Source organism: Streptomyces nanshensis, from assembly GCF_001751255.1.
Taxonomy (GTDB): domain Bacteria; phylum Actinomycetota; class Actinomycetes; order Streptomycetales; family Streptomycetaceae; genus Streptomyces; species Streptomyces nanshensis_A.
On the sequence record NZ_LJGW01000107.1, the window covers coordinates 1 to 22354 of the forward strand.

At 70.9% G+C, this 22354-nt stretch carries 29 protein-coding genes; 10 read left to right on the forward strand and 19 right to left on the reverse strand.

Translation table 11 applies throughout. From position 1 onward, the window contains the following. Together AN218_RS37405 and AN218_RS05500 are read right to left on the reverse strand one after the other, a co-directional pair. Positions 1 to 229: hypothetical protein (locus AN218_RS37405; protein WP_216311722.1), on the reverse strand; the 229-nt coding region annotated here is incomplete at its 3' end. A 95-nt stretch (positions 230 to 324) separates the two neighbouring features. After that, a complete protein-coding gene (locus tag AN218_RS05500; protein ID WP_070015479.1) occupies positions 325 to 942 on the reverse strand; it encodes a DNA polymerase Y subunit UmuC family protein in 618 nt (205 codons plus the stop codon). Positions 943 to 1197: 255 nt separating this feature from the next. On the opposite strand from AN218_RS05500, the gene AN218_RS05505 reads away from it, so the two are divergent. The 4 genes from AN218_RS05505 (at position 1198) to AN218_RS05520 (ending at position 4422) form a co-directional block, all read left to right on the forward strand. Then, complete coding sequence (locus AN218_RS05505; protein ID WP_070015480.1) at positions 1198 to 1830, forward strand: hypothetical protein; 633 nt, start codon at positions 1198 to 1200, stop codon at positions 1828 to 1830. 184 nt (positions 1831 to 2014) lie between these two features. Continuing rightward, on the forward strand, positions 2015 to 3631 hold the full coding sequence (locus tag AN218_RS34170; protein ID WP_079131845.1) for a 3'-5' exonuclease: 1617 nt from the start codon (positions 2015 to 2017) through the stop codon (positions 3629 to 3631). Then, positions 3631 to 3915, forward strand: a complete 285-nt coding sequence (locus AN218_RS05515; RefSeq protein WP_070015481.1) for a hypothetical protein — start codon at positions 3631 to 3633, stop codon at positions 3913 to 3915. The genes AN218_RS34170 and AN218_RS05515 overlap by 1 nt, the downstream gene beginning before the upstream one ends. A 123-nt stretch (positions 3916 to 4038) precedes the next feature. Continuing rightward, positions 4039 to 4422: a hypothetical protein gene (locus AN218_RS05520; RefSeq protein WP_070015482.1), complete on the forward strand. Its 384-nt coding sequence runs from the start codon at positions 4039 to 4041 to the stop codon at positions 4420 to 4422. A 752-nt stretch (positions 4423 to 5174) separates the two neighbouring features. Here AN218_RS05520 and AN218_RS05525 read toward each other — a convergent pair. After that, positions 5175 to 5702 (reverse strand): hypothetical protein, encoded by a 528-nt coding sequence (locus tag AN218_RS05525; protein WP_070015483.1) that lies wholly within the window; start codon positions 5700 to 5702, stop codon positions 5175 to 5177. A 1052-nt stretch (positions 5703 to 6754) separates the two neighbouring features. Here AN218_RS05525 and AN218_RS05530 point away from each other — a divergent pair. The 3 genes from AN218_RS05530 to AN218_RS05540 all read left to right on the forward strand — a co-directional run bounded on the left by AN218_RS05530 (position 6755) and on the right by AN218_RS05540 (position 8985). Then, entirely contained in the window at positions 6755 to 8119 is a 1365-nt protein-coding gene (locus AN218_RS05530) for a hypothetical protein (protein WP_070015484.1), read from the forward strand. A gap of 54 nt (positions 8120 to 8173) precedes the next feature. After that, complete coding sequence (locus AN218_RS05535) at positions 8174 to 8545, forward strand: hypothetical protein (protein WP_070015485.1); 372 nt, start codon at positions 8174 to 8176, stop codon at positions 8543 to 8545. 107 nt (positions 8546 to 8652) lie between these two features. Continuing rightward, positions 8653 to 8985 (forward strand): hypothetical protein, encoded by a 333-nt coding sequence (locus AN218_RS05540; protein WP_141747478.1) that lies wholly within the window; start codon positions 8653 to 8655, stop codon positions 8983 to 8985. Positions 8986 to 9013: 28 nt separating this feature from the next. Here AN218_RS05540 and AN218_RS05545 read toward each other — a convergent pair whose 3' ends face one another. From AN218_RS05545 to AN218_RS05580, 8 genes are all read right to left on the reverse strand, one after another. Then, positions 9014 to 9544 carry a hypothetical protein gene (locus AN218_RS05545; RefSeq protein WP_070015487.1) on the reverse strand — a complete coding sequence of 177 codons (531 nt, stop codon included), beginning with the start codon at positions 9542 to 9544 and terminating at the stop codon, positions 9014 to 9016. Then, positions 9541 to 10392 (reverse strand): hypothetical protein, encoded by an 852-nt coding sequence (locus AN218_RS05550; RefSeq protein WP_070015488.1) that lies wholly within the window; start codon positions 10390 to 10392, stop codon positions 9541 to 9543. Before AN218_RS05550 ends, AN218_RS05545 begins: the two co-directional genes overlap by 4 nt. 224 nt (positions 10393 to 10616) lie before the next feature. After that, complete coding sequence (locus tag AN218_RS05555) at positions 10617 to 11765, reverse strand: site-specific integrase (protein ID WP_070015489.1); 1149 nt, start codon at positions 11763 to 11765, stop codon at positions 10617 to 10619. A 4-nt stretch (positions 11766 to 11769) separates the two neighbouring features. Next, positions 11770 to 12144, reverse strand: a complete 375-nt coding sequence (locus tag AN218_RS05560) for a hypothetical protein (protein ID WP_070015490.1) — start codon at positions 12142 to 12144, stop codon at positions 11770 to 11772. Next, entirely contained in the window at positions 12141 to 12731 is a 591-nt protein-coding gene (locus AN218_RS05565) for a hypothetical protein (protein ID WP_070015491.1), read from the reverse strand. The genes AN218_RS05560 and AN218_RS05565 overlap by 4 nt, the downstream gene beginning before the upstream one ends. Continuing rightward, complete coding sequence (locus AN218_RS05570; RefSeq protein WP_079131846.1) at positions 12728 to 13378, reverse strand: hypothetical protein; 651 nt, start codon at positions 13376 to 13378, stop codon at positions 12728 to 12730. Before AN218_RS05570 ends, AN218_RS05565 begins: the two co-directional genes overlap by 4 nt. Further along, positions 13375 to 14034 carry a hypothetical protein gene (locus AN218_RS05575; RefSeq protein WP_141747479.1) on the reverse strand — a complete coding sequence of 220 codons (660 nt, stop codon included), beginning with the start codon at positions 14032 to 14034 and terminating at the stop codon, positions 13375 to 13377. Before AN218_RS05575 ends, AN218_RS05570 begins: the two co-directional genes overlap by 4 nt. A gap of 214 nt (positions 14035 to 14248) precedes the next feature. Further along, entirely contained in the window at positions 14249 to 14884 is a 636-nt protein-coding gene (locus tag AN218_RS05580) for a hypothetical protein (protein WP_070015493.1), read from the reverse strand. 247 nt (positions 14885 to 15131) lie between these two features. On the opposite strand from AN218_RS05580, the gene AN218_RS05585 reads away from it, so the two are divergent. Together AN218_RS05585 and AN218_RS35990 are read left to right on the forward strand one after the other, a co-directional pair. Next, positions 15132 to 15998 (forward strand): hypothetical protein, encoded by an 867-nt coding sequence (locus tag AN218_RS05585; protein WP_141747480.1) that lies wholly within the window; start codon positions 15132 to 15134, stop codon positions 15996 to 15998. Positions 15999 to 16138: 140 nt separating this feature from the next. Beyond that, complete coding sequence (locus tag AN218_RS35990; protein ID WP_141747481.1) at positions 16139 to 16918, forward strand: hypothetical protein; 780 nt, start codon at positions 16139 to 16141, stop codon at positions 16916 to 16918. A 349-nt stretch (positions 16919 to 17267) separates the two neighbouring features. On the opposite strand, the gene AN218_RS05595 is transcribed toward AN218_RS35990, so the two are convergent. Together AN218_RS05595 and AN218_RS05600 are read right to left on the reverse strand one after the other, a co-directional pair. Then, positions 17268 to 17582, reverse strand: coding sequence for a hypothetical protein (locus tag AN218_RS05595; RefSeq protein ID WP_070015496.1), 315 nt, complete (start codon positions 17580 to 17582; stop codon positions 17268 to 17270). Positions 17583 to 17686: 104 nt separating this feature from the next. After that, positions 17687 to 18487, reverse strand: coding sequence for a hypothetical protein (locus AN218_RS05600; RefSeq protein WP_070015497.1), 801 nt, complete (start codon positions 18485 to 18487; stop codon positions 17687 to 17689). A 232-nt stretch (positions 18488 to 18719) separates the two neighbouring features. On the opposite strand from AN218_RS05600, the gene AN218_RS05605 reads away from it, so the two are divergent. Further along, complete coding sequence (locus AN218_RS05605) at positions 18720 to 19628, forward strand: hypothetical protein (RefSeq protein ID WP_244900304.1); 909 nt, start codon at positions 18720 to 18722, stop codon at positions 19626 to 19628. Positions 19629 to 19686: 58 nt separating this feature from the next. On the opposite strand, the gene AN218_RS05610 is transcribed toward AN218_RS05605, so the two are convergent. From AN218_RS05610 to AN218_RS05635, 6 genes are all read right to left on the reverse strand, one after another. Next, the gene (locus tag AN218_RS05610) at positions 19687 to 20292 is read right to left on the reverse strand and encodes an ATP-dependent DNA ligase (RefSeq protein ID WP_070015499.1); all 606 of its coding nucleotides are present in this window, start codon (positions 20290 to 20292) and stop codon (positions 19687 to 19689) included. 274 nt (positions 20293 to 20566) lie between these two features. After that, the gene (locus AN218_RS05615; protein WP_070015500.1) at positions 20567 to 20974 is read right to left on the reverse strand and encodes a hypothetical protein; all 408 of its coding nucleotides are present in this window, start codon (positions 20972 to 20974) and stop codon (positions 20567 to 20569) included. A 149-nt stretch (positions 20975 to 21123) separates the two neighbouring features. Beyond that, positions 21124 to 21420, reverse strand: coding sequence for a hypothetical protein (locus AN218_RS05620; RefSeq protein ID WP_070015501.1), 297 nt, complete (start codon positions 21418 to 21420; stop codon positions 21124 to 21126). Next, a complete protein-coding gene (locus AN218_RS05625; RefSeq protein WP_070015502.1) occupies positions 21413 to 21685 on the reverse strand; it encodes a hypothetical protein in 273 nt (90 codons plus the stop codon). The genes AN218_RS05620 and AN218_RS05625 overlap by 8 nt, the downstream gene beginning before the upstream one ends. Continuing rightward, positions 21678 to 22031 carry a hypothetical protein gene (locus AN218_RS36425; protein ID WP_171908610.1) on the reverse strand — a complete coding sequence of 118 codons (354 nt, stop codon included), beginning with the start codon at positions 22029 to 22031 and terminating at the stop codon, positions 21678 to 21680. Before AN218_RS36425 ends, AN218_RS05625 begins: the two co-directional genes overlap by 8 nt. Continuing rightward, entirely contained in the window at positions 22024 to 22341 is a 318-nt protein-coding gene (locus AN218_RS05635; protein WP_070015504.1) for a hypothetical protein, read from the reverse strand. The genes AN218_RS36425 and AN218_RS05635 overlap by 8 nt, the downstream gene beginning before the upstream one ends. Between the last annotated feature and the right edge of the window lie 13 nt (positions 22342 to 22354).

The following is a 22354-nucleotide window of genomic DNA, read 5'->3' on the forward strand; positions in this document are numbered from 1 at the left end:
GCCGTGCCACGGGCGGCCAGCGGCAAGATCCTCCGGCGAGCGCTGCGGTGACAGAGGGGCGGTACGGGCGCATGGCTGCCGGATCCCACACCAGCGCCGTCGGGTACGTGTCCCACGCGCCGGAGCGCCACAGCCGCAGGTCAACGTGGTACACCACCCGGCCGTCTGCCCAGTCGGCCCGCGCGCGGACGACGCACAACTGCCAGCGGCCCCGCCACCGCACGTACATCAGGCAATCGTCCCCGGGAGGGTAGACGCGCATGCGGGGCGGCCGCCCGTCCTCCGGACGCCAGGGACGGGCCTCGACCGCATCGCGCTCCACCCTCACGACTCCGCTCCGGTGATCAGACGCCACGCCGCCTCCACCGCAGGAGCAGCGCGCCGTACAACGGGCCGGTCCGAGCGCGGGGTGCCGGTGACCGTACGGCGGTCGATCCCGTGCGCCGCCAAGTGGACCGCATGCGCCCGCTCATCGGTGCCGACGTACGAGCGGAGCGTCTCCGGCGGGACAGCGGCCACATCACCGGCGGAACGTAGCCCCGCAGCGCGCATCCGCTCCGCCTGGTCACGGGCGATGCCCAGGTGACTGACGTCCCACCCCCTTATGAAGCCCGCCGCGTCCTCGACTGCGACCTTGCGCACCGCGCCCAGGTGGGCGTCGATCGCAGCCAGCCGCGCGAGGAACGGGTTCGGCCCTACGCCCAGACGGAGCGCCAGGCCGTAGCGCTCCCGTGCCACCAGGTTCACCATCCCCGCGACGGCGCCGGGGGAGTGTCCCGCTCGTACGGACCGCGTCAGGTCGACGAGCGCGGAGCCGGGAGGCTGCAGTTCGACCTCGTCCTCCAACTCGGCGAGGAGCCCGGCGAGTTCCAGGAGATGACCGGTCAGGTTGGGGTGCAGCCAGCAGCACAGAACCCCTGCTCCTGGCGCCGCTGCCGGCATCGATCCCCTCCCGTCCCCGGGCGGCTCAGCTTATCCCGATTCGAATGAACGTACGAGAATGCATCGCCGTGCATACGCGAGTGGGATCCGGGGCGAGCCTGCAGCCGGCCGGTAGCGGGTGATCCCGCGGCGACAGGTAAGCGGTGCGCGTCCGAGCGAGGAGGGGCCCACGGTGACGAACCGGACAGCCTCTTGACCCTGCGTTCGGTCGCAAAGCGTCTTGTGTTCATTTAAACGACGTCGTTTACTTCTCTTATGGCGTTGAAGCGGATTACGGTGCATCTCTCTGTGCAGCAGGCGTCTCGGTTGCGGCTGTTGGTAAAGCGGCATCGGGAAGCGGAGACGAAATATGCGAATGGCCTTACCGCGGAGTGGGCGGAGGGGCTGTCCGAACCTGCGGGGACGGGGGAGTGGGAGCGGGCGGTCAGGGCGCTGCGGCGGCAGGCCCGGATGGAGGCGGCCCGGGTGCGGCCCGTGCGGTGGCCGTCGCTCGACGTGCTCATGGGCCGGGCGCTGGAGGCGCGGCTTCAGGTTCCTGACGTGGCCGGGCCGTGGCTGCCGCTGACCCGTGAGGAGCGGCAGCGGCTGTCGTTGTCGGGCCGGTGGCCGGCGAGTGTGTCCGGCTGCGAACACGGCACGGTGGAAAGGGCGTTCAGCCTCGATGAGGGGCTGGTGCTGCGTCTGCGTACGGCGGCGTGGCGCGTGTCGGAGCCGGTCTTGCAGGAGCTGGAGGCGAAGGGCCTGACCGGTCCGCGGCGGGACCTGAGCGATGAGGCACGCGCGGAGCGTGAGCGGCTCGCCGTGCTGCTGTATCCCTCCAGCCGGATCGCCCGCGAGGCGGTCGAGTACCACTGGCCCACCAGCGATGAAGAAGACCTCAACGAGTGAGGATGGGGGATTTTAAACGACGTCGTTTATTCAAATCCGGCTCTCTGAAGGGCTTTCAACTGCCGCCGTTGGGCTTCTCTGTTCAATTGCGTGAGGCGCGCTGCGGGGTTTACGGTTATTCAGTTCCGGTCATTGATGCGGCACGTGATTTCGATTCTGAGAAACGAGGAAGGGGAAATGGGCGGTGGGGAAGCGGAAGGGTTTCGGCCCGGTACAGATGGCGGACTACGCCGGGCTGCAGCAGTGGCAGATCGAGCGGGGGCAGGCCAAGGGGCTGGTGCCGGCGCCGGAGTTGGCCAGCGGGCGCTGGTCGGACGAGCAGGCCGCCGCGGTTCACGCGCGGCGTGAGGAGATCCTCGGCGTGCTCGGTACGCACCCGGGCTACGGCGCCCGGCGCACCGCGGAGATGCTGGCGGAGGCCACGGGGATGGAGCTGTGGCCGTGCGACGTCGAGCAACTGGCCGCGCAGGGTGTCGTCGAGGAGACCGGGGAGTGGAAGGACTTCACGCTCTACGACGCCCGGGTGGCCGCGGCGCCCTCGCCGGAGGTCGCCGCCGGGCTGCGGGAGGTCGTCGCGGAGCGGGTGGCGTGGTGGGAGCGCAGCGCCAGTACCGAGGCGGCGGCGCGCCGGTGCGGCTGGAGCGTCCGGGAGTTCGAGCGGGCCGCACGCGAGCAGGGTGTCGAGCCGGGCCGGTTGGGGCGGTGGGCGCTGCAGGACGTGGAGCGCCTGGCGGGCCACGGAGCGATGGAGGGCGATGTGCGGGCAGCCCGGATGCTCGGCCCGGACGAGGCGGCGGCCCATCTGGGCATCCGGCGCCGGGAGTTCGACTACGTCGTCGAGGCGGGCTGGATCGTCCCGGTCTCCCGCGTCAAGCGGACCGTGTGGGAGGGCTCGCGGCACTACAGCAAGACCGTGGAGGTGCCGCTCTACCGGCAGTCCCACCTCGATGCGGTGCTGAGGATCGAGGATGTGGACTGGGAGCGCGTCCGCGCGCTCAAGCCGCGGCAGGTCTCCCCGCTGCGGCACCTCGCCCGGCTCGCGCCGAAACGCGCGGAGGCGGTACACGCCTTCGCCGCCCGGCTGCGCGAGGAGCACGGCCTGATCGTCTGGACCCGGTACGCCAACCTGCGAAACCGGTGGTGGATCGACTGGGAGCCGCGCGAGGACGGCACCCCGGCCCGCGAGGACGTCGCCGCGCTGCTCGCCGAGGACTCCGCCCTCGCCCCGTACGCCGACACGGTCAAGTTGCTGAGCGCGGTGGGTGAGACGGTGCACTTGGCCCGGCGGATGCTGCAGCCCGGCGCATCGGTCGTCCTGGACACCGAGACGCACGACCTGTACGGGAGGGTCATGGACATCGCCGTGATCGACAGCCACACCGGCGAAATCCTCCTGAACACCCTGGTCAACCCCGAAATCCCGGTGACGGCCGAAGCGTTCGACGTGCACCACATCAGTGACGCGATGGTCGACGGCGCGCCCACCTGGGACCAGGTGCTGCCCGAGGTCCTGCGCGTCACCGAGGGCCGCACGGTCCTCGCCTACAAGGAGGAGTACGACCGTACGGTCATCAAGGAGGACTGCCGGCGGCTCGGTCTGAAGCCGGGGCATCTGGGCAAGCCGGCGACCTGGGAGTGCCTCATGCAGGCCCGCGCCGACTGGGAAGAGTCCCCGGGCTACGCGAGGCTGGGCGGCGACCACCGGGCGCTGGGCGACGCTGTCGCCGCGCTCGACCTTCTCAAGGACTTGGCGGGGGCGCCGCCCTGGGCGCGGTCCCGTACGGAGAAGGTGAGCGCCTGATGCCGCAGATCCGCCTCATGGGCTCGGACGCCGACGACGTCCACCGGACGGCCGCCGCGGTCGTACGGGCGCTCAGTGCGTGGCCGGAGACCCGGCTCGGGGACGTGTCCGACCCCGTGCCCAACCGGCGCGGCCGCGGATGCCGCGTCTACATCGAGGTCCTGGCCGACGTCGACGACCGGATGGAGGTCACCGTCGAGCGAGAGGGCTCCCGCCCGTCCGGGCGCCGTCGGCTGGCGGACACGGAAACTCCGCACGTCCACCGCCCCGTGCAGGGCCCCTGACCAGCGCGGGGAAAGGGGTCCCGGGCGGCCGGTGCCCCCTCCGGGGTGCGCGGCCCGATACGGTCCCCCGGGCCGAGAGAGCCACAGCCTCACCCCCCTGTCGCGGGGAAGAAGGAGACCGAGATGTACCCGCTGTTACTGAACCTCGTCGTCCTCGCCGTCTTCTGGGCGAGCCGTCGGCACAACCGTCGGCTGCCGCCGCGGGTGTGGCTGCCGGTGCTGTCCGGCGGCGCGGTCGCCTACACGGCGGGGACGCTGCTGATCCTGGGGCATCTCGTCGCGGGGGGCCTGGTCGCGCTGCCTGCCGCCGCCCTGATCGTCGCGGCCGTGGTCGGGGACCGGCGAAGCAGGCCGCCCTCCGCAGGCGCCCGACAAGCGCCGAGTACGACATCGCGCTCTAAGGTCCTCATCGCCGGTATCGTCCTCGTCCCCATCGTCGCCCTCGGGACGTGGTGGTGGCTGAGCCTGATGGCGTCCCTCGGCGAACCCATGAGCTGGCACTACTGACGTCACCGCGTGCGGCCTGACGGCCGCTCTCGGCGGAGTTCAGGCGGCCGGGTCAGGAGACTGCGCGGCCGCGGTCGGCTCATGTCCAGTCCGGCCTGGATGCGGGTCATGGTGCTCTCGGCGAGCGGGCGCTTGCGGTCGCCGATGCGCCACACCTGGGGCTCACCGACGCGGACGTAGCATGCGGGCCACGATCCTGGGGGTGAGCCGGGCGAACGACGGCGGCGGCTCCTGCGGGGGCGGAGGCGCAGTGAGAGGCGCCGGGTCGGTGACACTCCGCCAAGTCCGCCCGTAGGCGGCTTTCTCCACCGCGCTCCAGCTCATCCCCAGCCGCGCGGCCCACTCGGTGATCGTGGAATCCCCCGCGGCAATGTCGTTGCGGAGTTCTGCCACGAGCTCAGCGGTGAGCCCCGTACCCGGCCGGGACGGGCGAGAGGGAGAGGTCATCAGGCACTCCGAAGGGGACGGCACGCGTGACTGTTGTGATCCCTCGGAAGGCTGATGACGACTTCCTAGGCTACGCCGCCCCTGTCAGGCTGGCACCGGCCCGCACGCGCCTGCGTACGGGGGAGCGATCGCCGGGAGCCCGGCCAGTGGCATCTACGGTGCGTCGTGGTACCCTGATAGTGCACTGGGCAATAGCTCAGTTGTAGCGACCCGGCAGCCTTCCGGACGGTGGGCGAGCCGGGTTTCGCGCTGTCTGGGCCAAGTCCCCCTCTGCCGTCACGTCTTATGTGCGGTGACCTGTACGTTCAGAGGGCGCGGACGGTTTCGATCATCGGTTTTGCGCGGCGGCGCCAGGCCCCGCCGCGGCTCCAGCACCAGGCTATGGCGTCCGGGATCCAGAGCAGGCATTCCGCCGACGGCCGCATATGCTCGTAGGTGAGAATGTCCTCGATTTCGGCTTTCCGGACCTGCTGGTACAGCAGACGCCGGTCGGCGGTGAGTACCGAGTCGTCCTGTTCGAGGACAAGACGGTGAGCGCCGAGGTCGGCCGCGTCCGAGACGACCGCCTCCAGGCAGGCGGCGCGGGCCTCGTGCGCGGGACGGATTGCCGAAGCGTCGTACAGGAGGATCCGGGCGCCGAGCGATTCCATGGCGGACAACAGGGTCCGGCGCCGGCTGTCGGACTCCTTGGTGAAATGGAGACGGGCCTGCCCACGCAGCACCATGCCGCGCAGGGTCGTCCGCGCCGGGCCGAGGTCGCGCGGCAGCACGACCGCCGCGGCGACCAGATAGCCCCCCGCCTTGCTCTCGTCGAGGAAGATGTGCGCGCTCATCCGTTCCCGCCCCTTCGTTCTGTACCCCCCTCATGATGACGCCTGCGGCCCGGTCCGACGGGCGCCTGTGGACAATCGCCTGATGTCCCGTCAGCGGCGTACTTGAGCCAACCACCGCGGCGCGAGGCACAGGTCAGCGGCGGGACTCTGGCGACGGTCTCATGGTGCTCCTTGACGCGCGGCGGGCTCGACGCCCGTACGCGGGTGAGCGATCCCCGGGAGCCCTTCCGGCGGCCCCTGCGGGCATGCGAAACGGCCCGCAGGGGCGGGCCGTTCAATCCCCGCAGCGGCGGGGAACACGTATGCGCTCGTCACTACAACGAATCATCCCCGCAGCGGCGGGAGCAGATACGCACCCGACACAATCTGGGACCATCCCCGCAAGTGCGGGGAGTACGTGGACCGTACCGAATGGCTCGGGCCATCCCCGCAGACGCGGGGAGCACACATGCACAGGCACGTTCATCCACCACTACAGCGGGTCATCCCCGCGAACGCGGCGGGGAAAGGCAGGGTGCTGCCTGTTGATACACCTCCGCTTACGCGGAGAACGACCACTCGAAGAAACCCGAAATGGGGGTTCGCTCCTACTGGTCCACCTCCGCTTACGCGGAGACGGCCCCATGATGGCATAGCTGCCCGATGAGGGCCAGGGCTTCCGGGGGCGGGCGCGGCGTCTTCGCCTTCCGGCGCCGTGTCCGTCCTTAGCCGGTGCGGATGGAAGGGTCAGGAGGTGTGTGCGGTGCTGAGGATCGTGTCGATTTCGGCGATCCGGGCTGCCAGGCGTTCCCGCTCGGCGCGCAGAGCGTCGTGGTCCGGGCGTACGCCCCATGGACAACCAACAGCAGGGCGGCCCCTCGTTCACGGCCGCCGGGAGAACGCAGCGGGCTATCGTGAGAGTGCGGCGGCGCGCGTCCGCCAGGTGTATCCCGTGCAGGAGGCCGACGCCCACGCCAGGCCCCGTATCCGGCAAGTCGTCTCTGACGCAACGCGCAAACAGCGTCCGCCTCTTGTGCGGCGCGGCGTGGGCGTGCCGCAAGGAGAGAGACGAGATGTCGAAAAACCGTGCCCGGGACCGCGCTGCCCGCCGCCAGATGCAGGGAGGGGCCCGCCGCGCCCGCGCCGCCCGCACCGTCGACACCACCGCCGACCGCACCGAGTACCCACCGCGGCTGGTCGACGGCCGCGGCGAGAGCTGGTACCTGACCAGCCGCCCCAACGCCTATGGAACCCGCGCGCTGGACTACACCGAGACCCGCACGTACGAGGAGATCGACGCCGAGCATGGGCCCGTACGGCACGTGGACATCGCCACGGAGGATGACCGGGCCCGCTTCACTGCGGCGCTGCGGCAGGCCGGGCACCGGGCGCTGGGCACGCTCGCCGTCGCGCTGCGGATGACGGCCGAGGCCGCGGAGCGCGCCACCGGCCGCCCCGGCGATCTCGTGGCGGGCCGCCCCGGCTCCTGGGAGTCGGCGACGGTGATGTCCCTGACTCGCTCGGAAGCCGCCCACGCTCCCGCCGGCCAGGTGGACGAGGACGCGCTCAAGGTGCTGCTGCCCGTCCTGGAGCGCTGGGTCGTCACTGGCCCCACCGTGGTCGAAGTCGCCGAGAGCCTCACCTACGACCTGGCCGCCCTCGCCGACGAATCCGGCGGCTGGCACGGCATCACCGACGCCTGGATGCGCCGTCACGCCTCCGAGTCCGTCCGCTCCTGGGCGATGAGCCGCTGCTCCGCCCCGGACGACGCCGTGCCGGAGCCGGAAGCACTGCCGCACACGGTCGACCGCGTCGCACTGGTCTTCGGGGCGACGTTGCCCGTACGGCCCGTGGAGGGCCTGACCGCAGGCTCCACCGTGGACGAGCTGTTCGCCGCTCTGGTGGCCCGTGCCGCCTACCGGCTGGAGCGGGCGGAGACCGGGGAGCGCTACCCGGCCCGCGCGGACGTGTGGGTGCAGCCCAAGCCGCAGTTCGCGACGCCGGAGGACTGGCCGGAGGGCTGGCGCCGGGGCGAGGCCCTGGTCATGGTCACCGCACGCCGCCCCTGGGAGGCCCCGGAGGAGGACACCGCCGTCGTCGCGGACATGGTCCGCGCGGCAGCGGAGCAGTTGCACGAGGTCCTGCCGCCGCTTCCCGGGCACGAGCTTGCCGGGCACGCTGGCATCCCCTTCGAGATGCACGCCGCGCTCAACGGCGCCATCGCCCCGGCCTCCTTCGACCGGCTGCTGGCCGAGATGCAGGAGCGTGCCGTGCACTACGGCCACACCGTCATGGCCGAGACGGAGTTCGACCCGCGGCAGAACCTCCCGTCCGCATCGTCGACGGGCTACGTCGTCGATACGGCGCCGTCGCACGGCCTGGTGGAGGTCGACCACCCCCAAGCCAACCCGCCGGGGCGCGGGGGAGTGGAAGACTGACCCGGCGCTCCTGGAGGACAATCAGGGCGGGAGCAGCACACCGGGGAGGAACACGTGGACGGACTGGATGACGCGCTGGGCGCCGACGTATCCCGCATCGCACGAGCACGCCAGAGCCTTGAGGACGCGTGCGCCGGCGTCGTGGAGATGGCTCAGGCCGTCGAGGACTTCACGGGGATGGGTACCGACGAGCTGCCCGCTGCCGTCACCGCGCTCGCGTCTTCTCAGTACCTGGACGAAGACGAGGGCAGCGCACGGTGGGTGTCGAAAGCCTTCACCGCCAGTCCGATGTCTCTGGTCTCCAGAGGAGAAGCGGCGCTCGCTTTCGGCGGTGCGGTCATGGTGCTGCGCGGCGCCTTGCACGAGTTGGACCAGGCTGTCGCCGCGGCGGGTCCGACTGCCCCCGGCGGGACGTTCTCCTCCTGAGCCGGTCGGTACGGTACGCGCTATGACTACGGGCGTGAGTAGTTGAGGTACAGGAAGTCCCGATGTTCGACCCGCAGCAGAACCTCCGCAGCGGGACGGAGAAGACCGTGAGCACCCCCTCTGAACCGGAAACGGACTACGAACGGCTGCGGCGCCAGATGCAGGAGCGGTACCTGCACTACGGCCACACCGTCGAGGGCGAACTCGTGGTGGGGGGCGCAGAGGAGGAGTTCGGCGCGAAGCGGTACGCCCGTGTGGAGGTCTCCGATCTCCTGTGCGACACCTGCGGGCGGAACGACCGGATGCCGACTCCCGGCGACTACGCCTCCATGTGGCACGCAGGATGGCGCTGGCCCGGCGGCCCCGAGCCGCCCGGGACCGTGCGGCTCGTCCCGCGCGTGTACCTCTTCTCCTGCCCGGTCTGTCCACCGGTGATCTGATCGGGCCTCCGCCGCCCGTACGGCTGCGCTACAGGCCGAGACCGCCGGTTGGAGCGGATCCCCTCTCCTGCCTCGCCGGTACGGCCTCGTCGTCGTCGCGGTCGAGGAGTGCGAGCACCGCGGCGTACTGCTCCGGGGTGAGCCCCACGGGGTTGTCCTGGGCGCGTTCGACGTCACGGCGGTACAGGTGGTGCTGTCCGGCGGCCCACGCGCGCAGCAGGTCGCGGGCCTCGTCGGGGGTGACGTCGAGCGCGTCGGCCACCTGCTGCCAGGTGGCGCCCAGTTCGGCCGCTTCACGGATACGGCCGCCGCGCTCGTGCTCGATGTCCCGGCGCATCGACTCGCGCAGCGCCAGGCACGCCAGGGCGTCGCCGGCGTCGCCGCGCTCGACCTCGAATTTGAAGTCGGCGGGCAGCGCGTTGTTCGCCAGCCGGTCGTGGTGCTCGGTGTGTTTCTCCATCTGCCACGTCAGCGGCACCGGCCCGCCCCGCTTCGTCCGCACGTCGTCGGGACGACGGACGGTCAGGCTCTGCCAGTGCTGGAACTCCGGTGTGCTCACCTGCCGGCCTCCTCGCTGTTCGTCACGGCAGGCGCCTCCTTCGCCTTCACCCACTCCGCCGCCGCGGTCCGCTCGGCGACCAAGTCGGCGTGGTCGCGCTCGGCCTGCGCGAACCCGCGGTACTTCGCGGCGTAGGCGCGGTGTTCCTCGGCCAGCTCGGGCTCCAGGGGGATCAGTTGCTCGTAGAGTTCGGCCAGCTCCTCATCTGCGGCCGCCGCGGCTCGCAGGGCGGCCACACGCTCCGCGGAGTCACCCTCTTCCTCGCCCAGTTGTTTGGCTTCCGCCCCCAGCTCCCGGCTTCGCCGAGCCAGAGCATCCCGGCGCTGGTGCACGGCGTCAGCGCGCTCGCGGCGGGCGCGGTCGAGGTTTTCGGAGCCGGGGATGCGCACCGCGTCCAGGCCGGAGCTGACGGCCTCCGCCGGGGCGTCGGGACGCAGCCGCGCGTACAACTCGTCGTAGAGGTGAGCCCGTTGAAGCGGGGTATCAAAGCTGTCCGAGGTCATGCAGGTGCGGCCGTTGTGGGCCCAGGCCGCCACGTCGTCCGCCCACCTCCGGTGCGCGGACTGCTTGGAGATGCCGGCGACCCTGCCGAGCACCGGATAGGGGGTGTCGCGCTCCCGCTCGGCGACGACCGCGTACTTGACCAGCCATGCGACATCCTCTTCGGCCCGCAGCGCCGCGGCCAGCAGCGAACCCGGCTCGGCGTCGGGGTCGATGGGGACCTGCTGAAGCAGGGTGTCGATCAGGCGGAGGCACCTGCCCGAGTAGCGCAGGCGGGATTCGTCGCGGGGAGAGAGGGGGCTCGGGTCGGGTCGCTCGGTACCGGGGGTCTGGGCGGCGTCTGTCATGGCGTCAGCCTACGGCTGACACCATGAAGTTGTCAGCCGTAGGCTGACGCATGGAGGGTCGTCAGCCAGAAGATGACGCACGCGCGCCCATGCGGGATGCCGGCGCTGGCGCGGGGCACCGCGGCGCCCTGGACCGCGGGATTCGTCCCCCGCTGCTTCCCCCTTCTTCCTGCCGGCTTGCCCACCGGGGATCTGACCAGACGCCAGCCAGCCCGACGGCTGCTCTACAGGCCGATGCCCTTGGTCGGGGCGTCCTCGAACAGCTCGCCTTCGTCCACGTACTCCCAGAACACTGGACTGTTGGTGGACCAGCCGCCCTGGCGGCGCAGCTTCTCCACGCGCTTGCCCTTCTTCCGGCCGGTGGTGACCAGGCCGCGCCGGGCGGAGTGTCCGGTGATCCGCCGCCCGCTCAGTCCGGCGTAGCGAGCGCAGCGCGCGAGCGCGCGGCCGACGCCGTCCGGCGAGAGGCGGGCGGTGCCCAGATGCCCCCACTGGTCGACGGGCAGGTACGCCGGGCCGCCGTCCTCGGCGCCGGCGGCGAGCTTGGCCTCGTGCCAGGCGAGCCAGCAGCGGACCGGGCAGGTCTCGCGGTGCTCGCCGGGGGTGACGGGGACGTCCCGGGCCGGGCGTCCCTTCACCGACGGGACGTGCACCGTCAGTCCCTCGTCCACGACCTGGATGTTCGGGTCGTCCAGCTCGCTCATCTCCTCGTTGCGCCCGGCGACGGCGAGCTTCATCGAATGCATCGCCTGGTCCCGCAGCCGGGCCAGCTCCGGCACGACGAGGACCCGGCGGCGTCGGGCATCCGGCCGCGGCGGGCGCTCGCGCGGAGCACCGGCCATCGCCCGCACATCCTCGGGAGTGAGCGCGGCGGCCTTGCCTCGGCCCCGCGCCATCCGCACCGGGTCCAGCCGCCACTTGCGGATCAACTCCCGCGCGGCGAGCGTCGCTTCCTTCGGCACCTCCACCCGGTACGGCGGCCGTCGCGCGGTCACCGTGACCCCGGTGACCCGCCGGTCGATCGTGTTCGGCGGCGCCTTGACCACCTGGTCCAGCCACTTCACGAACGCGACCATCGTCCCGCGGGTGACCGCCGTGTCCGGCAGGCGATGCCCTTTCCGCTCGGCCAGCCAGTCGTGGAAGTCCTGCCAGACCACCCAGTCACGGGCGTAGCCCGTACGGGACTTGGCGGCCCGAGCCCCCCACAGGTCCTCCTCGGCCTCCTCTTCCAGCGCCGCGAGGACGGCGGCCGCCGGATCGTGCACGGCGACCTCGCCGCCGGGGGCGTCGTCGACGTCGACCAGCTCGGCGTCGACGACCTCCACCGGCTCCAGCTCGCCCCCGACTTCCTCGACGGCGGTCGCTGCGCGCACTCGGTCACCCCTGCCCGGTCGTTGCCGCGTGGCTGCGGGCGGCCCAGGCGCGAGCCTCCGCGGTCTCCGGATGCTCCTGGCCTCGCGCGGCGAGCTGCTGCTCGTACTGTTCGGCCTCGGTGCGGCAGGACGCTGCGGCGCACAGGGCGCGGGCCTCGACCCGCAGCCCGTCCTTCTCGTCGGGGGTGACGGTCAGCGTCTCGACGCTGGAGGCTTGCCCGGCCACGCACAGGAAGATGGCGAACAGTTCCTCGGTCACCTGCCGGCACAGTGCGTCCCGCCCGTACTGGGCGAGAAGTCGCTTGTCCCACGTCTGTTCTGCTTGGTGCACCACGGCGGGCGTGCCGTCGGGCAGGGTGACGGTGGCGATCAGGGTCACGGGCAGCTCTCCTTGGGCTCGGTATTGGCGATCCAGATGGGGCTGCCGATCAGCACCACGTCGGCGGTGTGGGTGCCCAGGCGGACGGGGCCGCGGTGGTACGCGTAGATCTCCGTGCCGACCTCGCTGCTGTGAACCGGCACGGTTCGGTCTTCGTGTTCCTGATGGGCAGCGGCGGCGAGGTCCACGAGGGAGGCAGCAACTCCGGGGATCGCAAGCGTTTCGATGGCCGCCTCGTCGGTCTCCCGGTGGCCCACCGCGAGGAGTTGCAGGGCGCGCACCATGTCGGGGTCGGTCAGTGCCTCCCGGGCGGCGCGCGGCAGCGGGGCGTGGCCGGGCTGGACGTTGCGGGCGGCGCCGAACAGGCACCACCCCACGGTCACCGCCGGAAGGCGGGTGGTCCCGGTGTAGAGCACCAGCCTCGGGTCCTCGAATCCGCCGGTCCGGTACAGGCCGACGTCGGTATGGACGACGCCCGGCACGGGCGGCACCGCCGCCGGCCACCCGGCGAACAGCTCCTGCGCCGATGGCATCTGCTGCTTGGCGGCGTCGATCGCGGCGTCGATGTCGGCGTCATTGATGCTCACTGGTCCTGCCCCTCCGTGGTCACGCTCGCGGCGGCCGCGTCGACCTCCGCCTTCACCCACTTCGCCGCCGCGGCGACGGTCGCGAACGTCTTGTCGCCGCTCGTGCGCGCCCAGGTGACGTGCGGCGCCGCCCGACCGGTCACGGACGGCCCGAACGTGGAGAGCGCTCCCGCGCTCCAGATCGTCCCGCCCCGCGGTCCCCGGCCCTCGCCGATGCCGCCGACGATGTCTTCCTCGGTCAGCCGGGCGACCTTCTCCCGCGCGCACAGGTAGCCGCTGGGACCGGCGTCCTCCCAATCCCAGTCCAGCAGCGGCGGACCGGGGTAGAGCCACAGCCCGGCCACGCGCTTCGGCGCCTGCCCGTACCCGGTGCGCACCGTGGTGGTCGTGCGGGCGGTGTGCTCCTCGCCGTTGAGCAGGTGGACCCTGCCGCAGGAGCGGCACAGGACCCGGACGGTGATCCGGTCGTAGCGGTCGCGGTGGTTGCACTCCTCGTTGGGGCACGCGTGCTCCGGGCCTCCCCGGCGGGAGCGCAGCGCGTCGGAGGCGGTCTGCTGGTCGATCTCCCAGACGGGCTTGGCGCAGTCCGGCCCGTGGGCGAGCGGCTGCCACTCCAGGTGGGCGGCGATGGCGTCGGCACTGCTCACCGGGCGGCCTCCGTCGCGTCGGCGGGAAGGAAGGCGTCCCACTGGAAGTCGGCGGTCCCTGCGAACAGGGCGCCGTACCGGTCCATCCGGCCCTCGTCGCGCTTGGCGGCCGCGTACTGCTCCAGGGCCTTCCCCAGGCCGAATGCCGCGTGACCGGGCACCGGGTGGGCGAGGTTGAGCAGGCTGTCGGTGAAGCAGCCGGGCCGGAAGATCCGGGCCGCGTCCGGATCGGTTTGTGCGAGCCAGTGGAGGTTGACGTCCTGGATCTCGGCGGACAGGTACTCGTGATCCATGTCCCGCTCGTCCTGGTCCCCGACGGTCTGCCTGCTGGCCCAGGCCCGCTCGAAGTCCATGCCGGGGTGACGGCCGCCGATCTCCTGCTCGTAGGACTCGGCGAACGTGCGGCACTCCGGGTCGGTGCACAGCGCCAGGGCGTACGCGAACACACCCGGCTCGCCCTGGGACAGCGACTCGACCAGCACACCTCCGTCGTGCTCCCGCACGGCTGTGCAGGTCGAGTCCGCGTTCAGCTCGTCCAGCACGATCCGGTAGAGGGCGGGCAGCCCGTACCGCTCGATGGTCAGCGAGCCCCATCCGAGGCTCCCGACGTGCACCACGGCGGCAGTGCCGTCCGGCAGGGTGACAGAGGTGATCATCGCGGCCGTCACTTCCCGTCCGCGGTGAGCTGCTTCTGTCCGCGGCGCTGCCACCGGTAGAGCGTGGCGCCCGGGACCGGGCGGGCCCCGGTATCGGTAAATGGCACGTCTGTTCGCTTCCTCTCGGTGTCCCCTGACTCCGTGACCTGGGTGACGGAGTCAGGGGCGGGCGGGTGACCTCGCGTGGTGCTCGTACTCGCCGACGGGGTGACGGTCAGTCCACGGCCGCACGGAGTTCTGTCTCCTGCGCCTTGTAGGCGTTCAGCCACTCGTGCACGGCGTGGTCGTCCGGCTCGGGCAGGTAGCTGCGCGGCTCGCGCGGCCGGCGGGGTGTACCGGGGGCGTAGTAGCCGCCGGTACGGAGCATCCGGCCCATGGGGACGCTGATCAGGACGGCGGGCCGCGCAGCCTCGGATGCCAGGGCGTGGTCGGCGAGGCCGATGATCGAGCCGTAGACCTTCTGGTCCCGGACGTCGGTGCTGGCCTGGTGGTCCGCCGCGGCCTCGGCGCGGAGCGCCGCCCACTGGTGACGCGGCAGCGCGACGGTGCAGTAGGAGGGGACGCGCCCGTTGCGCGCCGGGGACAGCAGGGTGTAGCCGGTCGTGGTGCGCCGCCCGCTCAGCGGCGGGTGCAGGACCCTGACGGCGGAGCGGACGGCGGCCTGCTCGTCGGCGCATCCGCCGCTCCCTCGTTCTGCCAGGCACGGGCCGGTGGCCGGCAGCGCCTCCCACATCCACGCGCCCGCCGGGATCTGGCTGATCGTCGCGACAGCGGTGTCCCAGTACAGAAGGGCGCCGTCCGGGCCCAGGGTCCATCCGGCGGGCAGGTCGTCCCCGACTGACGTTGGCATGCCTGGTCGCTTCCTCTCGTCTCGGCGCCCGGTTCGCTGACCCGTCGTCATGTCCGGTTTATCGCCTCGGATATGGCATCTTATCCGAGGCGACAACTTGCCGAGGATCATGCAATACGACGTGTGCATGACAGGGTTGTCATTGTGTGAACCGCCGCGATACTCGTACACACGTGCGATTTCAAGGGTGTTCCGGGAGCCCTCCGCGTACGGGCCCGGTGACGGCAGCGGATGCCAGAATCCCCACGTGAGCCCACCGCGCACCCCGTCCGGCGGGACCGGCCGCCCGCGCCGCCGGCCATCTGAGCCGGACGGCTTCGACCCGACCGCCCCGCTGACCAGCGCCCGGCCCACCGTCGGCGACGTCGACGTCGCCGCGCTGCTGCGCGACCTGGTCGCCCTGCACGAGAAGGGCGGCGACCCGTACGTGCACCGGATGCCCGAGCCCGAGCCCGACCTCGCGCTCGGCGTGCTGCGGCACGCAAAGGTCCACAACCACCGCCTCCGCCCCGCCGCGGTGCGCAAGCAGGCCGCGCTGATCCGCACCAAGCTGTGGCGGCACCTGGAAGAGCGGGCGCCGGTAGAGCAGTCCGCCGGCGCGGAGGATGCGCTCGACGCCGGCGCCGAACTCGCCGAGTTGGCCGAACCGTTGGCCCTGAGCAGCAACGAGCCCGCCGACAAGCGGAAGGTCAAGGGGGCCGTGCACAACAAGCTCAAGCGCCTCAAGGGCGCGGCGCTGGGCACCGACGCCGACGGTCGCCCCCTGCGGCTCACGCCGCAGGCCGTACGGGCGGCCGAGGAGAGCTACGCGAAGGCGGAGCGCGCCGCCCTCGCCCGCACCAGGGCCGCGCTCGCCGAACAGGAGGCCGTACGCGCCCGGGCCCGCGAACTCCTGGCCCGCCGCGAGCAGATCGAGGCGAACGACACCGCCGACGAGTACGGGGAGCTGTGGGCCGCGTTCTGGCTGGAGCACATCGCCACCCTCCTGCGCGGCCCGGACGGCGAAGAGGACTCCGAGCCCAGCGAGACCCGGCAGACCGCGCTCGCCTCGGCCGTCGACGCCCTCACCCGCCACCTCGGAAAGACGAAACCCGTCGCCGGAGGCGAGCCGTGAGGTAACCTCTTGTCCTCACCGCGGACATCGCGTCTGCGGCTCCGTTGCGGCCTGCAGGGCACGGGCCCGCCCACCAATCACCGCGGACATCGCGTCTGCGGCTCCATTGGGGCAAACACCACGCCGTACGGAGAAGGACCATGGACGAACAGCGCGTCGTGACCGCGTATCAGGGCGACGCCACATGCCGAGAGATCGCCGCTGACATCGGCTGTCACGAAGCAACGATCCGGCGCACGCTCGACCGGCACAACGTCCGGCGACGGCCCCCCGGAAGCCGCCCCCAGCTCCTCGACGACGAAGCCCTCGTCACCGCACGGGAGACCGAAGGACTCACCTGGGAGGCCCTGGGCCTGCGTTTCGGGCTGAGCTGGAGCGGCGCCCGCAAGCGGTACCGGCGGGTACTTCGTCAACAGGGTCGGAGCGAGCCCCCGCGCGTACCGAAGCTGACCGCTGAAGAAACGCAACAACTGCGCACAGCGTGGCGCAGCTACACACGAAGGTTCGGCTCCACCGCCGCCCACGCCCTGCTGAACCACCTGCACCACGACAGAAAGTTGCCCTGGCCTCAACTCGCCGCCCCTCTGGGCGTAGATGAAGGCACCGTACGGCGGGTCGCCCACTCTGTCGTGACAGTCCCGCTTGAGCCCACCGCCGAGCAACGTCGACTCCTTCTGCTCACGTGGCGCCGCTACCGCGCAGGCGCCATCCCAAGCCGTCAGGTCAGTCAGGTCCTGAATGATCTCGCGTCCGAAGGGGTGGGCATCAGGCCCATGGCCCGCATCATCGGGCTGAACCACGGCTCCATCCTGCACCGTCTCAACTGCTTGGGACGGCGCCCTCGCATAGCAGCCCGCTCCACAGCAGAACCCCCGAGCGGTTCCGGGGCTTCGGGACACGACGAGGCCCTACACGCTTGAGCACGATGCCCGCAGAGCAATGAAGCCGGGACGAGGGCATCCGGCCGGTATCTCGCTTCGCGCTCTGGGACCGCTCGGGTCGAGCCGGGCCGCGATGAGGAATTCCGCCACCTGCACGAAGACCTCCACGCGGTATGGGAACGGGCCCGCGACTACGCCGGCGCGGTCGCCGCCCTCCTGCGGCACTCAAGCGGCCGCCCGGACTGACACGTCCGGTTATCCCGCAGCGCCATTGCGGGCACCGATGACACGACGAAGCCCCGTAGGAACCACGGCAGCCGCCACACCCCGGGGCTTCGTTCCTCCGCTGGCGTCCTGTCCGTCCAGAAGTGTGCTGGGCTGTCCTCCCCTACCGGCCGCCGATCGCACGGATCACCTCCGCCGCGTCCTGATCGCCACGCAACGACACGTCGACGGCGAGGATCGACAGCTTGCTGGCCATCACCATCAGCAGGCTCGGCAGAATGCACTCCTCGTCGGAACCAGCAGCAGCGATCCGAGCGAACGACTTCTCCAGCTCGGCGGCGAACTCCTCCTCGATGGCGGCGCCCTCCTCCTGCGGAGTCCTGGCCGAAGGAACGGTGAGCTGTTCCATGCCGCGATCAGCCATCAGGCTGGCCAGGCGAACACACTCCTGATCAAGAACTGCCATGTCGACGTGCACGAGACTCCTTCACGGTCTGCGGGCGTCCTGCATACCGGGCAGCACTGACAAGCCGCACGTCTTCCACAACGAGCCATCCCACACGGAGGTTCGGAAACACTCACTCAGAACGGCGGATCGATGTCGAAGTCGCAGCCGAGTTCGATGGACGGAGACGGCGGGTCCTCCGACGGCGTCGCTGCGTCGGCCGGCTCCGTCGACTGCTGGTCGGCGTGCTGGTTGAGGAGATCGGCGAGCTGCTGCGCGGAGTCGAGGACGCTGTGCAGGTCGTGCTGCGAGGAGTTCGCGTCGCGAGTCCAGTCGTGTTCAGCCAGCGCGTCGGAGGTGAGGCCGTCCGCGGCCAGTTCCTGGGCGTACTGCTCCAGCACCGGTTGCCGAGCCTCTACCTCTTCGCGCTCCATCGCGAACGTCTTCTGTTCATCCTCCAGTCGCTGCGTGACCTCGCCGATCTCCCGGAGCCGTTCCTCGTACTGCTCCTGGGTGAGATCCCCCTGTTCGAAGTCCTCGCGGGCGTCCTCGGCTTGGTCGGCGAGCTCCCACAGCTCCCGCCCTACCTCGACCTCTCGATCGGCCCACTCCGGGATCTGTTTCCTCAGTTCCTCTTCGAACTGCATCTGCTCGCCCAGCTCGGTCGGCGCGTCGTCCTCGGTGAGGGCTCGCCAGAACTCCTTTGCCGAGATTCCACTGTCGCCTGCGGTGACCGGCTCGATCGCCCCGGAGCCGCGCTCGGCCCACACCTCTTCGTGTTCCGTGTCCCGGATGTAGCCGCGGGTGTAGTGCGTGTCTCCGACCGTCTTGGATTCCATGACCTCCTTGTCGTCGAAGAAGTGCAATATCTCGGAGAGTTCCTCCGCAGCGGGAAGTTCGGGAGTGTCGCGTTGCGGTTCTTCTCGGTTCTCGGACATCTGGCGCTCCCCACCGTCTCGTCGATACGCGGCAGTTCCAGCGTGCCGAGGCCCCGTCAGCGGTCCAAGCTTCGATGGGCTGAGGACGGAAATCTCCCCCGGCCTTTCGGCGGCCTCCTCCCCGCCACCGGTCGGGCCGTGACCCGGACAGCGTCCGCGGGCAGTCGGCACGGCAGACGGGGGGCCGACGGCCGTCTGCACGTCCAGCTCGCCGTACGGAACAATCGGCCCTGTGGCCACGTACCCCGCGATCGAAGATCTCGACCTGGTCCTCGACAGGCTCGGCGGCACCGGTGAAGCCCGGCGCCGGCAACTGCGCTGGGTACGGGGCGAGTTGCAGCGGGCGCTGGACCAGGGTGCTCTTCCGGTGACCGCCCGCCGGAGCTTGCGGCGCATGCTCGAGGAACCGGCGCTGGGCGCGTACGTACGACTCGCCGAATCCGGTGCTCTGCGGCAGCGGATCGTGGCCGGAGGCACTCCGCCCACCACGGCGACGAGCAACGCCGCGCGGCTCCAGTGTCTCGACCTGCTGCGGGAGACCGTCGGTCTCCCGGTGCTGCACTTGGGCAGCGGCGCGATGCCGCTGCGCGAGGCAGCCGATGCGTCGGTCCTCACCGCGTTGCGCCGTCAGCTCGATCAGTATCTGGGCGGGCCGATGTCGCCGGGGCTGACCCGGCTGACGGCCTTGCTCGCGGTCGAGCTGGACACCGCGGCCCGTAGCGGTGAGCTGGCCGCGCTGCGCACCACGCACCTCGCTCCGGAGGGCACCGAGGTGTACATCGAGCGCCGCCCGCAGCACGGGACCGGCCAGGCTGCGGACGAGCCGGGAGAGTGGATCACCACCTCCGCGCTGACCCGTGCCGCTCTGGAGCGGTGGCTCCCCGTACGGCACAGCTTGGTGCAGCGCTCCCACGGCACCTCGAAGCTGTGGGTGTCGCTCCGGTGGAATCACACCGGGGTCTCCGAAGAGGAGACACCGACGATCCGCCCGCCAGGCATGCCGCTGGAGGAGAACGGCCTCATCAGCTCCTACCGGCGCGGCCGCCAGCGATACACGGGCCTTCGCTCCCTGCTACCGCCCAAGCTGGAGCGGCTACGGCGAGCCGTCGAAGCTGCACATCAGCAGCACGCCACGACGTAGCCGACTCTGGCAGCTCGCCTGTCTCTCGCCGGGTGATGAGAATCGCATGGGCTTGTTATTAGCGCGCATCCCAGTGCTTCACCTTCCGCCACTGCCGGGAGCCTCCCAGGTACGCACCGTCAAGATGCTTGACCACCAGGCCCTCGATGCCGACGTCGGGCCTGTACCTCTCCCACCACGCCAGAGCGATCGCGCGGTCCGTCGTCGCGGGCACAGGCTGGATCGGAGGCGCGAGGTCGAGCTGCAGCAGCCGGACACGGCGCTCACGGTAGGGGCGGGTCCGCCAGTCGGCCCCGTCGGCCTCCAGCACGTCGAAAGCGGCGTACGACGCCGGCAGTTCGTGGGCAAGCGCCGCCGCTCGGCGCGGGTGAGAGAGCGCACGCCGCTGTACGGCGAAGAAGTCGACGCGGCCCCGGTGCCAGATGACCAATTCGCCGTCGAGCACCAGCCCCGGTGGCAGGGCCTGCGCGGCGCGCACAAGGTCCGGGAAGCGGTCGCTGATCAGCCGCCCGGAACGGGCCTGCAGCACGGTTCCGCCCGCCTCGTCCCGGAAGAGCAGCGCTCGCCAGCCGTCCAGCTTGATCTCGAACGACCACGGCCCCGGTGGGGGCATGCCGCGCTCGCGACGGGCGAGCGCGACGGGCAAGGGCGGAGCGAGCAGCACATCTCCAACCTCACCGTAGGGGCGGTTCGCTCGCGCGTGCGGTCGACCGTACGGGTGTACGGACGCCAACAAGGCCCCATGTTCCCCAGATGAGTGTCTACTTCGCCGGCGAGCCGGATCCGGGGCATTTCGCCGTTTTCCCCTTCGGCTGGTGCAGAGGCGTCGGCTGTCCCTTCTTGGCGGACGTCCGGGCCCCGCACTGGGGGCAGTCTGCGTGTAAGCGGGCGGGATCCACGGTCATGGGGTCCTCCATATCGGGGCCCGGCCGCCGCGGCTACAGCAGCAGCATGTGTGTTTTCCGGCCGCTGTGCCATTCCACGCCGAGCCCGGGGTGCATGCTGGTTTGGTCGTAGGCGTAGGCCCGAGCCATCTCCTTATTGCCCGCTGACGCGAGGATGCACGCGAGGAGTTGGGCGGTCTGCCGGTCGCGGACTCCTCTCGGCGCCGGACGCGGCTCGATCAACGCGGGCGGCTCGCCTTCGACGACCTTTTCCGGCGCTTCAAGATCTTCACCCTGCGGAGTCACCATCGTGATCGCGTGCCGAACGGTGACCCCCGACGTCAGCCGTACCTCGATGCCGAGCGGCCGTCGGGTGCCGTCGCGGTACGGCTCAGCGCTTGCCACTTCTGGCGCGCTCCGGTACGCCGCCACGGCGAACTCCTGGAACCTCTCATTGCGCATACGTCGTCGCTCCTCTCCGCAGACGGCCAGTGTAGAAAAGCCAACGCGCCGGTCGAGCCCAGCACTTGCAGACCGCCCCGTTGCCGAGAGGCCATGCGACGGGTACGTCTTCGCCCAACCATCACCGGCGAGGTGGGATGCGGCCGGTGTCAGGGCTTGTCCTGGGTGGTGTCGCGGCGGCGGACGCGTATGGCGACGATGAGGCCGAAGACGGCCACGAGGAAGTAGAGGACCGGGAGCCACGTGGCGGCGTCGGCCGTGATGGTCCGTTCGCCGGAGGCGATGTATAAACCTGCCCCGGCCGCTTGGGCGAGGGCGTGCAGCAGGAAGCGGCCCCAGGGGGGCGTGTCGCTGTAGCCGCGCCGGATCACCGGGACCAGGAGAAGCACCCCGAGGAGGGACACCCCCGCCGCGAGCCACGCGCACGGGATGAGGACGTCAGGCACGGTTCTTCTCCATGGGGTCGCGGCGTCCGAGGCGTATGGCGACGATGAGTGGGAAGACACCGCAGAGGAAGTGGAATCCTGGGAGCCACGTGGCGGCGACGCCGGAGGCGATGTATAAACCGGCGGCTGACCACTGGGCGAGGCCGTTCAGCAGGAACCGGCCCCAGGGGGGCGTGTCGCTGTAGCCGCGCCGGATCACCGGGACCAGGGGAAGCACCCCGAGGAGGGACACCCCCGCCGCGCACAGGATGAGGACGTCAGGCACGGTTCTTCTCCATGGGGTCGTCGGTGTCGTGCTGGGGAGTCCTGCGTCCCGCGCGCGTGGCTGCTACGACGACGAGGACGACGGAGGCGGCGGCGAGGGCGACGGGCAGGTACGCGGCGGTGGTGTCGAGACCCTGGGTCAGGGCGGCCGCGGCGGTGTCGGCGGGTGCGGGCGTGGGCTCGGTGGAGCGGGCGGCCCACAGCAGTCCGCCGCTGGCGGCGAAGGCGAGGAGTACGGCGAGGAGCCCGCTCCTCGGCGCAGGGCTGCGGCCTCTGAGTACGGGAATCAGGGTGAGCCCCGCACCGAGGGCCAGCACACATGCGGCGATGATCAAGAGGTTATGCACTGGGCTTCCCGGTGGCACGACGGGCGCGATAGCAGCGGATGGCGGTGATAACCGCCCATACGCCGACGAGGAGCTGGAGGTACGGCAGATACATGACGGCGGCCTGCTGGAAGTCGCCCGCCCGGGGAGGGGCATGCTCCGCGGCGACCTGAAGGCCCATGATGCCCGACACTTGCGTGAGGAAGACGGACAGTGCGATATACGCCCCTGTCGTGCCGGCAGCGCCCCTGTCGAGCGCCATCATGCCCAAGGCGAACAGTCCCCCGGCGGCGCCAATCACGCACGCCACAATGATCGTTAAGTTGTTCATCCGGGTGTTTCCC